This window comes from Rothia nasimurium (assembly GCF_049068285.1).
Taxonomy (GTDB): Bacteria; Actinomycetota; Actinomycetes; order Actinomycetales; family Micrococcaceae; genus Rothia; species Rothia nasimurium_I.
Window position 1 is genome coordinate 24,989 of the sequence record NZ_JBLKPV010000011.1, and the last position, 14,945, is coordinate 39,933.

At 55.5% G+C, this 14,945-nt stretch carries 12 protein-coding genes; 3 read left to right on the forward strand and 9 right to left on the reverse strand.

What is annotated here, in order from left to right; all coding sequences use genetic code 11:
* Window positions 1-9 precede the first annotated feature (9 nt).
* The 4 genes from ACMXX3_RS09845 to ACMXX3_RS09860 all read right to left on the reverse strand — a co-directional run bounded on the left by ACMXX3_RS09845 (window position 10) and on the right by ACMXX3_RS09860 (window position 5,721).
* Window positions 10-2,007, reverse strand: a complete 1,998-nt coding sequence (locus tag ACMXX3_RS09845) for a DEAD/DEAH box helicase (protein WP_421084533.1) — start codon at window positions 2,005-2,007, stop codon at window positions 10-12.
* A 2-nt stretch (window positions 2,008-2,009) separates the two neighbouring features.
* A complete protein-coding gene (locus ACMXX3_RS09850; RefSeq protein WP_421084582.1) occupies window positions 2,010-2,573 on the reverse strand; it encodes a type IIL restriction-modification enzyme MmeI in 564 nt (187 codons plus the stop codon).
* Window positions 2,574-3,347 (reverse strand): transposase family protein, encoded by a 774-nt coding sequence (locus tag ACMXX3_RS09855; RefSeq protein ID WP_421084534.1) that lies wholly within the window; start codon window positions 3,345-3,347, stop codon window positions 2,574-2,576.
* Between the two features lie 106 nt (window positions 3,348-3,453).
* Window positions 3,454-5,721 carry a DNA methyltransferase gene (locus ACMXX3_RS09860; RefSeq protein WP_421084535.1) on the reverse strand — a complete coding sequence of 756 codons (2,268 nt, stop codon included), beginning with the start codon at window positions 5,719-5,721 and terminating at the stop codon, window positions 3,454-3,456.
* Window positions 5,722-5,854: 133 nt separating this feature from the next.
* Here ACMXX3_RS09860 and ACMXX3_RS09865 point away from each other — a divergent pair, with 133 nt between their 5' ends.
* Complete coding sequence (locus ACMXX3_RS09865; protein ID WP_421084536.1) at window positions 5,855-6,475, forward strand: hypothetical protein; 621 nt, start codon at window positions 5,855-5,857, stop codon at window positions 6,473-6,475.
* Between the two features lie 172 nt (window positions 6,476-6,647).
* Here the strand turns inward: ACMXX3_RS09865 and ACMXX3_RS09870 are convergent, their stop codons facing one another.
* Window positions 6,648-7,619, reverse strand: coding sequence for an Abi family protein (locus ACMXX3_RS09870; protein ID WP_421084537.1), 972 nt, complete (start codon window positions 7,617-7,619; stop codon window positions 6,648-6,650).
* 119 nt (window positions 7,620-7,738) lie between these two features.
* Between ACMXX3_RS09870 and ACMXX3_RS09875 the strand changes: the two genes are divergently transcribed.
* Window positions 7,739-8,317: a DUF4126 domain-containing protein gene (locus ACMXX3_RS09875; protein WP_421084538.1), complete on the forward strand. Its 579-nt coding sequence runs from the start codon at window positions 7,739-7,741 to the stop codon at window positions 8,315-8,317.
* A 169-nt stretch (window positions 8,318-8,486) separates the two neighbouring features.
* Here the strand turns inward: ACMXX3_RS09875 and ACMXX3_RS09880 are convergent, their stop codons facing one another.
* Window positions 8,487-9,095 carry an NAD(P)-dependent oxidoreductase gene (locus ACMXX3_RS09880; RefSeq protein WP_421084539.1) on the reverse strand — a complete coding sequence of 203 codons (609 nt, stop codon included), beginning with the start codon at window positions 9,093-9,095 and terminating at the stop codon, window positions 8,487-8,489.
* Window positions 9,096-9,213: 118 nt separating this feature from the next.
* Between ACMXX3_RS09880 and ACMXX3_RS09885 the strand changes: the two genes are divergently transcribed.
* A complete protein-coding gene (locus tag ACMXX3_RS09885; protein ID WP_421084540.1) occupies window positions 9,214-9,636 on the forward strand; it encodes a winged helix-turn-helix transcriptional regulator in 423 nt (140 codons plus the stop codon).
* Window positions 9,637-9,728: 92 nt separating this feature from the next.
* On the opposite strand, the gene dnaE is transcribed toward ACMXX3_RS09885, so the two are convergent.
* The 3 genes from dnaE to lspA form a co-directional block, all read right to left on the reverse strand.
* Entirely contained in the window at window positions 9,729-13,217 is a 3,489-nt protein-coding gene (gene dnaE / locus ACMXX3_RS09890) for a DNA polymerase III subunit alpha (protein ID WP_421084583.1), read from the reverse strand.
* A gap of 76 nt (window positions 13,218-13,293) precedes the next feature.
* Window positions 13,294-14,253, reverse strand: coding sequence for an RluA family pseudouridine synthase (locus ACMXX3_RS09895; RefSeq protein WP_421084541.1), 960 nt, complete (start codon window positions 14,251-14,253; stop codon window positions 13,294-13,296).
* Window positions 14,254-14,258: 5 nt separating this feature from the next.
* On the reverse strand, window positions 14,259-14,825 hold the full coding sequence (lspA, locus tag ACMXX3_RS09900; protein ID WP_421084542.1) for a signal peptidase II: 567 nt from the start codon (window positions 14,823-14,825) through the stop codon (window positions 14,259-14,261).
* Between the last annotated feature and the right edge of the window lie 120 nt (window positions 14,826-14,945).

A 14,945-nucleotide genomic window follows, 5' to 3' on the forward strand; every position in this document is an offset into this window, starting at 1 on the left:
TTAGCCTTCCTAGCTCTGTGACTCTGTTTCGGGTGCCTGCCCAGCAGCTGCCCGTCTCTGTTCCCGTTCTCGCTTGGCTTTTTGCAGGATGAGTAGGGCTTCGGCGTAGGTACGTTCGGTTGCGTCTTCGGTTCGGCGGTCGGGTTTGCGGCCGTTGACCTGTGCCCACATTTTAATTTTGGGGTAGAGCGCCAAGGCTTCTTCCGGTGTCATCACGATTTTATTGGTGGCTATGGTATCTGAAATAAGCCGAAGCACATTGGGGGTGACTGACTTAGAGAGCACCTCAAAGGCTTTCTGGAAGGGGTTAATAGTATCAATCAGGTTGATGTTGAGGTCATCAATGTTGATGAACTTATCAGCCATCATCACAAATTTTTTGTCACCTACGTTGCGTACTTCGCCGTTCTTGACGACGGAGTCGACAACGACCTGCTGACGGACTTCTTCTACTTCTTCATCGTTGAGATCCGGGTACTGGGTGCGGATAATTTTGGGGATGATGACCTTGTTGGTGGTTTCTGCATCAAGGGCTCCTGTGGCGGCTCGGGCAAAGGAGTCGTCTTGCAGGATTTTGGCTTTGAGGTCGTTAAGGTCGGTGCGGACGATTTGGCGTACTCGTTCTGTTGAGGGTTCTTTGAAGCCTTTGATGGAGATGGTGCCGGGGTCAGGGTAGTCGTCGTTCCCCTTTTTGGCTTTGAAGTTGAAGTTGGGGGCTAGTACCTGTTCCATGAGCAGGGATGCTGTGATGGCTTTGAGGGTGTTGTTGACGGAGACTGTGACCTGGCTTTGGGCGGCGTCTGGTTCGGCGATGAGGTTGGTGAATTGGGCGTGGGTTTTGCCTTCTGAGTCTCGGGTGACTCGCCCAATGATTTGGATGACTTCGGTGAGGGAGGCTCGGTAGCCGACGGTGAGGGCGTGTTCTGCGTAGGGCCAATCGAAGCCTTCTTTGGCCATGCCGAGTGCGATGATGATGTCTACTGCGTCGTGTTTTTTGGAGGCGACGGTGGTGAGGTAGGTGAGGGTAGTGCTGCGTTTTTTGGGGTCGGTGTCGTCTACGAGGTCGGCTACGCGAACCAGTTGGCCGGTGTCTTTGCGGCGCATGACGATGATTCCGGTGTCGTCTTCGGTTTCTACGTGGTCGCCGATGGTGTCGAGGATGAAGCCTACTTCTTCGTATTTGTCTTTGGTAGATTCGCCTGATCCAACGCTGGGTATGTGCAGGATGGTTTTTTTGTCGAGGTTGAGTACCTGGTCGATGGCGTCGGTGTAGCGCCCCTGGTAGAAGTGGTGGCCAATTCCTAGGGTTTTGAGGTACTGGTAGCCATTGAGCTGGTCGTAGTAGTTGAAGGTGACGGGGGTGAATTTGGCTTCGTCTTCGGGGGTGAGTACGGGGACGGAGTCGCCGCGGAAGTAGGAGCCTGTCATGGCGACGATGTGGGCGTCGGAGTGAGCCATGATGTCGCTGAGTAGGGAGCCGAGGCGGCTGTTGTCGAGGTCTGCTGAGACGTGGTGGAATTCGTCGATGGCGAGTACGGTGCCGTTGAATTCTTCGGGGGCGAGTTTTTCGAAGGCGAAGCGTAGGGTGGCGTGGGTGCAAACCAGGACGGTGTCGGGGCCTTTAAGGAAGGCGGTGAAGCGGTCTACTTTTCCGCTGGATGAGCCGGGGGTGCAGAGGTTGTTTTCGGGTTTGACCTCCCAGTCGGCGAAGAAGCCGTGGGCGGTGAGGTTGGTGCTGGAGAAGGATGCGCCGATGGAGCGTTCGGGTACGGCGACGATGACCTTGGTGCAGCCTTGGTTGAAGAGTTTGTCGAGGCCGACGAACATGAGGGCACGGGATTTGCCGGAGGCCGGGGGTGCTTTGACCAGTAGGTATTGGGCGGCTCGTTCGGCGTAGACGCGGCGCTGCATTTCGCGCATGCCCAGTTCGTCGGTGGTGACGGAGGTGCCTGCCTGGGCGTAGGTGACGTTGACGATGTTCTTGGTCTTGTCGCTTGGGTTGCTCATGGTTAGTTCTCGTGGGTGGTGGGTGTGGTGGCAGGTGCGGACGAGGTCACCTTGGGGGTGCGGGCCCGGCGGCTGGTTTTCTTGGCGGCTTTGGCAGCTGCTTCGCGTTCTGCTTCTTCGGCGGTCATTTTTTCGTAGAGGTCAAAGAGTACTGCCAGACGTTCTTCGTCGGTTTCGAAGGGTTTTTTGGAGTAGAGAGAGTCGACGAGGTAATCGATGGCCAGGTGGGCGTTTTTCAGGTCGTCTGGCATTTTGTCGGGGTCGTAGAGTTCAGCCAGGGTCTTCTCGCAGTGGTACTCCCGGACGTCAAGGACGCGCAGGGCAGCAGCGGTCAGCTTCTCCTTAGTCTTCTCATTGAGCGGAGGAACTGGGAAAGTGTTGTAGACCAGAGTATTGGAGTAGCGGTAATCAGTTTTTAGCTTCCCGCCCACGGAAGATAACCAGGCCATATGCAACCGTGAGGTGAGGAGAGCAAAGAGCCAGGGCTCAGCGTCATAAATCGCATATGCAAGATTTGAGATAACGGAGTCAGCGCCCACAAAGCCAATCGGAATATAGAGGCTTATTCATAAGGGGTGTCCCGCAGCCAAAAACAGCAACCCCCGCACCACCGAAAACACCCGCCGGTACACCTCCAACGGTCGCCTGAACCCCGAATGCAGCACACGCCAGGTTTTGATCTGAGCAATCACCCGCTCCACCACCGACCGCAACCGATTAATCACCCGATTATTTCGCTTCTGCTCCTTGGTGAGCTTCTGCCCAGGCTTACGCCTGGTCGGGGCTGCTAACCCCAGCCCCACATAGCCCTTATCAGCCAAAGTCGAAGAATCCAGCAGCTTCTCAAGCCCATGAGCCCGAAAAGCATGAGCATCATGCCTAGCCCCAGGTAGCGGGTCGGTGATAGCCAGGAGCCTACCGTCAAGGGTGCAAATGACCTGGTGGTTGAACCCGGCTCGTTTATGCTTACCCGAAAAGTTTGTTTTTCCTAGTGAACGCCAGTTCCAGGTGGGCACCAGAGTGCCGTCAATCACCAGAGAACCAGGTACGTTCAGTCGCTTTTCCAAGGACTTCTCCAGGGGCTTGAGGACCTTCAAAAGGGCTTGCTCGATGGTGTTGATGGTTCGTGAGATGGTGGGCTGAGAGACTCGGGCAAAGTGGGCTAGGGTTTCTTGGGTGATGTTTTGTCGGTAGCTGAGCAGGGTGACTTTAAGGGCCTTAGCTAGGGTGAGCCTGCGGGGTTTTTGGTCTGGTTTGACCCAGGTGAGGTGCTCGGCGAGGGTTGTGAGGAGCGTGGCGAATTGCGTGGCGGTGAGGCCGGTTGTACGCTGGTGTAGCAACGGTTCTTCCGGTATGGCTTGAGGTTATTTGTAGTGATTTAACCCTTTTATTTTTGCCGCTGGTGGGGCCGTTGTCTAGTTGGTGGGGGTGGGGGTGTTGACCCCCTTATGAATAACCCTCATAGGAACGCCGCTCAGAAGAAACGCTTGGAACAATAATAGAATCTGTAGATTTATATGCAATCTGTTTAAATTTCCAGGGCTTCTCAGCTAGCTCTCTTGTCGATTTATCATTACGATTTAACCTGTAGGCAGCAACTCTTGTGAGACGTTTAGAAATCTCCTCTATTTTCTCAGCTTGGGAAATTTCATTATCTTCAATCCATAGGGTATAACGCTCCTCACCCTTGATGTAATCACTAGCTCCAACATATCTTTTCAGATACCTAACAGCTTCTGGATTATCTGCAAGCAACAAAGATTTCTCCCTTACAGAAAACCCAAGGTGGCCATCCGCCGAGGGCTGAGATCCTCGCACCATCTTTGGAAAATCCATTGCAAGAGGCTTACTTCTTCTACTAAAAATAATATTCGGACCATCAACCAAAAAGCTATTTATATTATTAACCACTTTCCGAATACCTTCTTCAAAAATAAATTTATTACTGTTTGAGATATTTCGAAGACCAATAACGACAACAGTCACCCCAGCATTCCTCTTTGCATTATTCTCCCATTTAAAGGAGGTATAAGTGTAGCCGATTTCGATTCCACCGCTGAGAATCGTGGGAAACATCAGTGATACGTGGTCACCTTGGGCTACTGAGTTTGTTGAAACAAAGGCTAGCTGGGCCTTTGTGCCGCGGATATAGTCAGCTCCCTTGACGAACCAGAGAGCAATATAATCAAGATTTTTAGAGAAAGGCCTCTCCCCAAATACGTGGGGGAAGTCTTCCTTTTGCTCCTTGGTTTGCATGGAAGATCCCACATAGGGTGGGTTGCCGATGAGGTAGATTTCGTCGGTGCCCTTGTTGGGGCAGACCTGGTTCCAGTCGAGGCGGGTAGCGTTACCGGCCTTAATTTGGCCTGTCTCCTTGAGGGGAATCAGGGGGATTTCGATGCTGAATTTTTCTTTGAACTCCCGGTTCATCTGGTGCTTGGCAATCCAGAGGGAGAGCACCGCTATTTCTACCGCAAAGTCGTCGATTTCAATGCCGTAGAAGTGTTCAATGGAAATCTGGGAGTCATGGTAGAGGAAGCCCTGCTTGTTACCGCCAATTACCTGGAGGCGCTCTAAGATAGCGTGTTCCAGGCGGCGGAGTTCCTTGTATGCAATGACCAAGAAATTACCGGACCCACAGGCAGGGTCAAAGATTCGGATCGTCGCTATGCGATCCAGTAGTTTCTGCAGTTTCTTGACGCTGTTGTAGGCTGCGTCGAACTCTTCGCGCAACTCATCCAGGAAAAGGGGTTCAATCGTTTTGAGAATGTTCGGCACCGAGGTGTAGTGCTGACCCAAGTCAGAGCGCTGCCCCGGGGCAACCACTGCCTGGAACATGGAACCGAAAATATCCGGGTTGATTTCCTGCCATTTCAGGGTACCCAGTTCGATGAGGGATTCCCGTGCCTTCTGGGTAAAGGCAGGTACCACGAGCCCGTCGTTCTCACCCCCCCTACTGAACAGTCGGCCGTTCACGTAGGGGAAGTCCGCAAAAACCCCGGTTTTCTCCTGGCGGTTAGAGGTATCAAGGGCATCAAAGAGACCTGTCAAGAATTCCTGGGTGTCGCTACCGTCCGCCTGGGTAAAGCTGCTGACCGCATTCGTGAACTGGTTGTCAGCAAAAATTCCGGTGTCCTCTGCAAAGAAGCAGAAGAGCAGGCGGGTAAAGAAAACGTTGAGCAGGTGGCGGGCGCTCTCCGACTCAGTTACATGCGGATTGGCTGAAAGGAGTTCGTCAAAGAGCTTGCCCATCTTTTCAGCTGCCTTGACATCAGCGTGGGCTTCTGATGTGTACTGGGCTTTTTCCATCCCGGCCCAGGGAAGGAAAAAGGTGAACTTCTGGTCAATCTGGGAAATAGGGGTTGCGAGAGTTTCACCGGTTTTAGTGTCAGCGGCCAGTAGTTCCTGGTAGTCAGTCACGATAATAAACCGCGGGGAATAGCGGGTAACGTGGGCTGCGAGCCGGAGTTTTTCTAAAAGTTCTAGGGTGTCTTGTCCGGGCCGGGTTTCGCTGAAGTAGACGTAGTTCTTCAGGGCTACCTCGCGGTCAGGATCCTGGGCTACATTCAGGTGTCCGCTTTTGAGGCGGCTAATGGTGCTTTTGGGGCGACCGTAAGCTGCCAGCAGGTCGAAGATGAAGTCCTGGTCATAGACTTCACGCCGCCCTAGCGGCTTCATGCGTTCCTCAATTGCGGAAAGGTTCAACCGAGCCATGCCACTCCCCTATGGTGATAAGATTTCGACTTCTTTAAGGATACCCATTCTGGGCTTCGGCTAGACGATGTAGACACTGCAGCCTCACAGCGAATGGCTTTCTGACTTCTATCCACCCTGGGATAATTGGAGCATGGTGTCCACAGCTACTATTGACCTCTGGTCATTTTTGAAAACTGAAGCCGTTCCGCTGACCGTCATAACAGCAATTCTTGGTGTTATCTTTGCGGTGCTTAACCTCATGAAGCTAGCGTCAGACTCTCGCGAGCGCACCAGGCCCTACATTGCTCTCGAACCGAGGTTGGGCGTCCATCTCAACGGTGCAATTGATTTAGTGGTTACTAACTACGGTCAGTCCCCCGCACACAACGTTGTTCTCAAGCCGCTTGGTAAACTAGAGGGCGGAGAAAATGAGTATATTTTGCCGCTTCTGAATAAGGTCTTCAATCGCCCTTTCTATTTAGCTCCACATGCAAGTTTCAGAATCATATGGCGGACAGTCAAAGCAGAAAAAGTCGGAGGAACTCCAGAAGTTCTAGATGTAGAAGTTACATATACATGGGATAAACCTGGCTTGTTCAGAAGAAAATTTCAGTACACAGAAGTGATAACCGTTGATACAGGTTTTACTGCCGCAGCTCCTGTTCCGGTTACGGGGCCAAAAAGAACGAGTGGGGATTCTAGAGATAAGGCTTTAGTTAACATCGACAATGCAATTAGGACGTTGAGTCAGCACGTTGCAAATCGCTACTAGGGAATTTTCAGCATCAGGTGAACATTCATTGACGGTTCGTTCAGAGATGTTTCTTCAAGAAAAGGAACACAGGAAGGAGCAACTCCTCAACCTCGTGTGCCGATGTGAAAAGCGTAGAGTTGGTTAGATTCACTCAAAGAACCTGCTTGTTTTACCCCTACCCTCCACGATGCTATGGGCGGTGGTCTCTCGGAGAAACCGGGGTCGTATACCCCTTCCACGTATGACTAGAGTGAGAAAAGAGTTTGAATACTTCTGGCATGAGAGGTTGCCCAAGACCGGCTCGTACATAGAGATCATCCAACGAGGCAATGACATCCGCAACAGATCGAGGCTCAAACTGCCCCACTAGCCTTTTAGCTTTTACTCGTACATTGTTAGGGGTAGGGCCAGCATCAATCACCGAGTGGTGCCATAAGCGACTATGATGAGCACATCTATTTCTCAGGTACACCAGCGCCCTAATTCTATAGGCAAAGCCTGCTTTAGCTACCCCGAGTTCTTGAGCTACTTTTCGGGCTAGTTCTCCACTATCACCTAGCTCAATCACTTTAGATAGGGTGCCAAAGGAAAATGCCTCAACCGCAGACCAAATCGGTAAAGACTGAAGGCCGTCTTCTTGGCCGGCACCCTGTTCCACATACTTCAAGATGTGCCGATCACGGCTCCTATCTATATCCCTGGTACAGGCTAACCGAACATGGTCACCAGATGACCCATAAAAATCAGAATCTAGATAACGGCGGTATGCTTCATAGTCTCGGGCCAGTACCCTAGCAAGTACTGTTCTGAGTAGCAGCTCAATCTCGGTTAGGCGAGCAAGTAGCAAAGCACGCAGCCTCGCGTCATCATCATAAACCCGACAAATAGCACTGAACGATACTCCGGTGCGAAATGTATCATCACCTCGTTCTGGAGCGACCTGAAAATACCGGGCATACCCTGAAAATCTGTAATAGTTATTGGTCCTGAAGAATTCTAGACAGGCATCTAAATTATCTACCGCTAGACCCCGTTTCACCACGAGATCGGCCTGTTCTTCTGGGGTAAGGTAGGGCTTCATTGCACACCTTTCAGATGCAAAAGGCCCCTCCCATTTGAGCTTCTGCGATAGGCTTGGGAGGGGGACGATTGTCTCCATCATAGCATTGATACAGGCTATATGAAACTCGATAAACCTTAAAGAGCAGGGCCAGCGCTGAGGCAGCCGCCGCCATGCAGAGTCAGCCTGAGCCTTCTGGCTCTCCCGGTAGACTGAGTTCCATGGAAACCCTCATGCTCACCCTGAGTTCCGGCGCTGTCAGCGGGATCCGCCCCTACCTGATGCTCCTGCTCCTGGGTCTTTCTGGCCGCTTCTTCGGCCTGGACATCGTCCCTGCCGCCCTGCAACGCACCGATGTGCTCGTGATCGCCGGCGTCCTCGTCCTCGTGGATTTTGCCGCCGATAAAATTGCCCTCTTCGACTCCTTCTGGGACACCGCCCACACCATCATCCGCCCCGTCGCCGGCGGCGCAATCGGCTACCTCCTCGGCGGAGAAACAAGCACCGCCAATGCGCTCGTTCTGGCTGCCGTCGGTGCTGCCAGCGCCTTCGGTATCCACGCCACCAAAACCAGTGCCCGCGCCGTCGTCAATCTCTCCCCCGAACCTGTCTCTAATATCGCCGTGAGCACCGGTGAAGATATCGCCGCCTTCTTCTTCGGTATCTTCGCCCTCATCCTTCCAATTCTGGCTGGCTTCGTCGCCCTGACCGTCATCATTCTGGGGGTCTTCATTACCGCCTACCTGATCCGCCGCGTCATTCCCCTGCTCAAAAAGCGGAGGGAAGGACGAACGGCCTAGCTGCCCCAGGCCTCCGGCGGGAAACTTAAACGAACTGCGGGGTTTCTTTCGAGATGCGGTAAGAATCACCGCGTTTCGAAAGAAACCCCGCAAGTCACGATTCAGACGCAATAGGTATCGAGCACATAGACCAGCGCACGAACACCACGCACCCTAGGCGCCAGTTAGCCTACTTACCCTGGGCTGCAGCCTCGTCGGTTGAGGCAACGGTGAAGCGGGTACCTGCGTGGGCGGGGTTTTCGATTTCATCCAGGGCTGCTACGGCAAAGTCCTGGGTGGAAACGAACATGCCTGCGGGTACGTCCAGCTCAGTGCGGTAATCACCGGTGCGGGCGCCGGGAGCGATCATGGGTGAGGGAGCCAGCATGGTCCAGTTCAGGCCGGACGCTGCCCGGTAGTCACCCAGAATCTCAGCGAAGGTCTTGGCTTCGGGCAGGTATTCTGCGGGGAAGTCGGGGCTCTCCAACAGCATGCCTTCCCCGGCATTCAGGGCACCGGCACCGCCGACGACCAGGAAGCGGCCGGTGGGGGCAGCAGCAATGAGGGCACGGTGGGCGGCAATAGCAGCGGAGTAGTCAGCGCGGCTAGCTACGGAAATGACGGTGGCATCGGAAGAGTTAATGACCTCAACCATGGCTTCGGTGTTAGCCAGGTCAAGTGCTGAGGTGCCAGCTGAGCCGCTGCGGGTGTAGCTGGTGACTTCGTGGCCTCGGTTCTTAGCTTCTGCGACGATGTCTGAGCCGACCATACCTGCTGCGCCGATCACTGAGATGTTCATGGGGTTCTCCTAGATGAAGTGGTTTTCGTTTTCTGATAGTTCTATAGTATGTTTTAGTTACTAATTACCTCAACGTAACCATTGAAAGTTTTTCAAAAAACTTTTCGAAAGGCCCATCATGCCCCTATCTGCCCAAGTCAGCGCGGACGTCCGCCCCGCTTCCCCGCCCGCCGTAGAGCAGCTGCCCGCCGACGTCCTCAACAAGCACTGCCCCTCGCGCACCGTCCTGCGCCACCTGACCGACCGCTGGACGCCCCTGATTGTTGCCGTGCTCGCTGACGGGGAACCTGTGCGCTTCAAGGACCTCAAAACCACCATCCAGGGCATCTCCCCCAAGGTTCTCACCGAAACCCTGCGATCCATGGAACGCGACGGACTCCTCACCCGCCACATCACCGCCAGCGTCCCCCCGCGCGTAGACTACCAACTCACCCACTTAGGACGCACCACCGTCGACCCCCTGGCAGCCGTCCGCATCTGGGCCGAAACCCACCTTGATGAGGTGTTAGCCAACCGCGAGCGCTACGACTCCCAGCTTTAACGAGCTGCGGGGTTTCCTTCGAAATGCAGCAGGAAGCACCGCATTTCGAAGGAAACCCCGCATGTCACCATGTGGAATCCAGTTCTGGCTCCTTAGAAGTCCAGGCAGGCCGGGCCAAGCAGCACCTTCAAGTCCCCAAACAGGGCCGGGTTGGGGGTCACCCGCAAATCAGCCCCCAGCCTCAGCATGACGCGCTTGGTACGGGTCATCAGTGCAATGCGCACCTCGGACTCGCCCTTGTGATTCTTGAGAATATCCCGCAACTGGTGCAGGGTTTCCTCGGTGGCCTTGTACTCGGGGACGACGATGGTGACCGGCCCGCCGGTACCGTCGGCTGAGATCTCCGGTATGTGTAGCTCTTGGGCACTGAGGGTAACTGAGCCGTCATCACGGCGCTGCAGGCGGCCCTTAATGGTACAAATCAGGTCTTCAGCCAGCACACCGGCAATCGGCTCATAGGCCCGCCCAAAGAACATCACTTCCATGGAGCCGGTGCGGTCTTCAATTTCGATACGGGCATAGGGGTTGCCAGAGTTTTTAGCGATGCGGCGGGAGACGCTGGTGATCATACCGGCAACCGTGACAATCGCGCCGTCCGGCTTGACCGAATCTTCTGACACCAGCCCCTGAATGGTTGAGTCGGAGAGGGAATCTAGGGCTTCTTCCAGGCCGCGCAGGGGGTGGTCTGAGACGTAGAGGCCCAGCATTTCGCGCTCAAAGTTGAGTTTGTCGCGCTTCTCCCATTCGGGAACATCGGGGATCTGGACGGCAAAGTCGTTAGCCGGGCTGTCGTCCTCAAGCCCCAGCCCCCCAAAGAGGTCAAACTGGCCAGCTGCCTCTTGACGCTTGACCGAGACGGTGGCGTCAATGGCCTCTTCGTGGACCATAGAGAGAGGTCGCCGGTCATGGCCCAGGGAGTCGAAGGCCCCGGCCTTAATCAGAGAGTCCACGGTTCGCTTGTTGCAGACCACCATGGGCACCTTGGCCAGGAAGTCGTTGAAGTTCTCGTAGCGACCCTTTTCTTCGCGGGTCTCAACCATGGCAGAGACCACGTTGGCCCCCACGTTACGGATCGCGCCCATGCCGAAGCGGATGTCGTCCCCCACAGGGGTGAAGTTCAGGGCGGACTCGTTCACATCGGGCGGCAGCACCGTGATCTTCATGTGGCGGCACTCGTTCAGGTAGAGGGCCAGCTTGTCCTTATCGTCGCCGACGGACGTGAGCAGGGCGGCCATGTATTCCTGGGGGTAGTGGGCCTTCAGGTAGGCCGTCCAGTAGGAAACCAGACCGTAGGCAGCCGTGTGGGCCTTGTTAAAGGCGTAGTCAGAGAAGGGTAGCAGAATATCCCAGAGAGCCTTGACCGCCCCCTCGGAGTAGCCGTTATCAAGCATGCCCTGGTGGAAGGTGGCGTACTGCTTATCCAGCTCCTCCTTCTTCTTCTTACCCATAGCGCGGCGAAGAATATCTGCCTCACCCAGGGAGTAGTTAGCCACCTTCTGGGCGATCGCCATGACCTGTTCCTGGTAGACGATCAGGCCGTAGGTGGTATCGAGAATTTCAGCCAGGGGCTCTTCCAGCTCCGGGTGAATGGGGGTTACTTCCTGCAGACCGTTCTTACGCAGGGCGTAGTTGGTGTGGGAGTTAGCGCCCATGGGGCCGGGCCGGTAGAGGGCCAAAACCGCCGAAATGTGCTCAAAGTGGTCAGGCTGCATGAGCTTGAGCAGCTGGCGCATGGGCCCGCCATCGAGCTGGAAAACACCCAGAGTATCACCGCGGGCCAGTAGCTTATAGGACTCAGCATCATCCAGCTCTAGGGTTTCCAGATCCAGGTCTTCGCCACGGTTGAGCTTAATGTTCTCAATCGCATCCGAGATGATGGTCAGGTTACGCAGGCCCAAGAAGTCCATCTTAATGAGCCCCAGCCCCTCACAGGTGGGGTAATCAAACTGGGTGATGACCTGACCGTCCTGCTCACGGCGCATAATCGGAATGACGTCAATCAGATCATGACTCGACATGATAACGCCCGCAGCGTGAACACCCCACTGGCGTTTGAGGCCTTCCAGACCCTTAGCCGTTTCAAAAACCTTAGAGGCATCAGGGTCGGTTTCAATCAGGTCGCGCAGTTCCTGGGCGTCCTTGTATCGCTTATCGTCGGGGTTGTAGACATTTGCCAGGGCAATGTTCTTGCCCATGACGTCCTCGGGCATGGCCTTGGTCAGGCGCTCGCCAGTGGAGAAGGGGTAGCCCAGCACACGGGAGGAGTCCTTGAGGGCCTGCTTGGCCTTGATGGTGCCGTAGGTGACGATCATGGCCACCTTGTCTTCGCCGTACTTCTCGGTCACATAGTGAATCACTTCAGAACGGCGGCGATCATCGAAGTCCACGTCGAAGTCGGGCATGGAGACGCGGTCGGGGTTGAGGAAGCGTTCGAAAATCAGGTCGTGTTCTAGGGGATTGAGGTCAGTGATACGCATGGCGTAGGCCACCATAGAGCCCGCGCCTGAACCACGGCCAGGCCCTACGCGGATCCCGTTTTTCTTGGCCCAGTTGATGAAGTCAGCAACCACCAGGAAGTAGCCGGGGAAGCCCATCTGGGCAATAATGCCGACCTCGTATTCTGCCTGCTTGCGGACGTCGTCCGGCACCCCCTTGGGGAAGCGGTAGTGCAGGCCCCGTTCCACTTCTTTGACGAACCAGGATTCCTCGCTCTCCCCCTCGGGCACGGGGAAGTTGGGCATGTAGTTGGCTTTGGTATTGAATTCAACATGGCAGCGCTCGGCGATTTCCATGGTGTTGTTGCAGGCCTCGGGGTAGTCGCGGAAGAGCTCCCGCATTTCAGCCGGGGATTTGAGGTAGAAGTTGTCGGCGTCAAACTTGAAGCGCTTGGGGTCTTGCAGGGTTGAGCCGGATTGGACGCAGAGCAGGGCGGCGTGGGCCTTGGCGTCTTCTTCGTGGGTGTAGTGAAGGTCGTTGGTGGCAACCAGGGGCAGGTTGAGCTCCTTGGCCAGTTTGATGAGGTCGGCCATGACATTCTTTTCAATATCAAGGCCGTGGTCCATCAGCTCGCAGTAGAAGTTTTCTTTGCCGAAGATGTCCCGAAAATCGCTGGCGGCCTGCATAGCTTCCTTGTACTGGCCCAGGCGCAGGCGGGTTTGCACCTCCCCGGAGGGGCAGCCGGTGGTGGCGATCAGGCCCTTGCCGTAGGTTTGCAGCAGCTCCTTATCCATGCGGGGCTTGTAGAAATGCCCTTCCAGGGAGGCCAGGGAGGACGCCCTGAAGAGGTTATGCATACCCTGGGTATTCTCAGCCCACATGGTCATGTGGGTGTAGGCACCGCCACCGGAAACGTCATCACGGCCGCCTTCACCGAACTTGACGCGGGTGCGGTCCTGGCGGGCAGTGCCCGGAGTCAGGTAGGCTTCCACACCGATGATGGGCTTGACCCCGGCATTGTTGGCCTTGTTCCAGAAGTCGAAGGCACCAAAAAGAAAGCCGTGGTCAGTGGTGGCCAAAGCGTTCATGCCCAGTTTCTTGGACTGCTCAAAGAGGTCCGTCAGGCGGGCAGCACCGTCGAGCATTGAATACTCGGTGTGCACATGCAGGTGGGTAAAATCAGCGGTGGTCACGGTGCTGCCTCTCGTCTTGTCTCTACTTCTAGTGCCCGAAATTGCCCTCGCGCAGGGCCTCAAGTGCGTAGGCCAGATCCTGCGGGTAGGGGCTTTCAAATTCGACGTACTCGCCGGTGCTGGGGTGGGTGAAGCCCAGCCGGTGGGCGTGCAGCCACTGGCGGGTGAGGCCCAGGTGGGCAGAGAGGGCCGGGTCAGCCCCGTAGGTCAAATCCCCGGCACAGGGGTGGCGCAGGGCTGAGAAATGCACACGGATCTGGTGGGTTCGGCCGGTTTCCAGGTGAACTTCCACCAAGGACGCCGGACCAAAGGCCTCCTGGACCTCATAGTGGGTGATAGCCGGCTTCCCGTCCTCATTGACCGCAAACTTCCATTCGCTGCCCGGGTGGCGGCCGATAGGGGCGTCAATGGTGCCCTTGAGGGGGTCGGGTAGCCCCTGAACCAGGGTGTGGTAAACCTTGGTGACAGTTCTTTCCTTGAAAGCATTTTTCATGACCGAGTAGGCCTGCTCATTCTTGGTCACCACCATGAGGCCCGAGGTGCCAACGTCCAGGCGGTGGACAATGCCCTGGCGCTCAGCGGCCCCGCTGGTGGCGATTTCAATACCTGCGTGTTTGAGGGCCCCGACGACGGTCGGTCCGTGCCAGCCCATAGAGGGGTGGGCCGCAACACCGGTTGGCTTATCCACCACGACGATGTCAGCGTCCTGGTAAACGATTGAAAAGCCATCAACCTGCTCAGCCTGAATCTGAGTCAAATCACGCGGAGGGGCACCGGCTGCCCGCACGAGCTGGCCCTCAGCGACCTTCGATGAGGCTTTCGCCTTGACCGGCCGTCCTGCAGCGTCAAGAAGGTGAACTTCCCCCTCCTTGAACCAGCTGCTCACCGTCGCCCGCGACTGCCCGCTCACCTCAGCCAGCAGGGAATCCAGCCGGGAGCCAGCCTGTTCAGCTGCCACAACAAATTCAAGCTCAATCTGCTCACTCACGCTCTTTACCCCTCATTCTCATCAGATACGTCAGCCTTCACCTCACGCAGGCCATCTAGCCGGTAGCCCAGGAAGGTCAGGGCAACAATAGCCGCCATCGACACACAGATTGCGGCATCAGCAATATTAAAAATTGCAAAGTTGGGAACAGAAATATAATCCACCACATGCCCAACACCAAAGCCAGGAGCCCGGAAGAGCCGGTCATGAAGATTCCCAACAATGCCTCCGGTGAGGGTGGCCAGTAGAATCACCCAGGGCAGGGTCCGGGCCCGCAGCACAAAGTAGAAAGCCACCAGGGCGCCCAGCGTAGAGATGATGGTGAAAATCCAGGTTGAGCCCTCGCCCATTGAGAAGGCTGCCCCGGGGTTCAGGTAGTAACGCCACCAGAGCAAACCATCAATCACCGTAATGCTTTGGCCCACTGTCATGTGAGTCTCCACCAGGTGCTTCACCCACTGGTCAGCCCCATAGACCAGGGCAAAGAGCACAAGGGCCAGCCCGGCCTTCGCTCCCCCAGCTACGGTTCTTACCGGCACAAGACGCACCTGATGCTCTACTGGTTTTGCCACAACCCCAACCGGCCCTTCCTCAACAAAAAACTCTGCACACCAGCTTATCGCGAATGCTCACAGACGGGGAACAGAGTAGAACTATCTTAAACATCTCAGGCGGTATCTTCACCTGAAGAT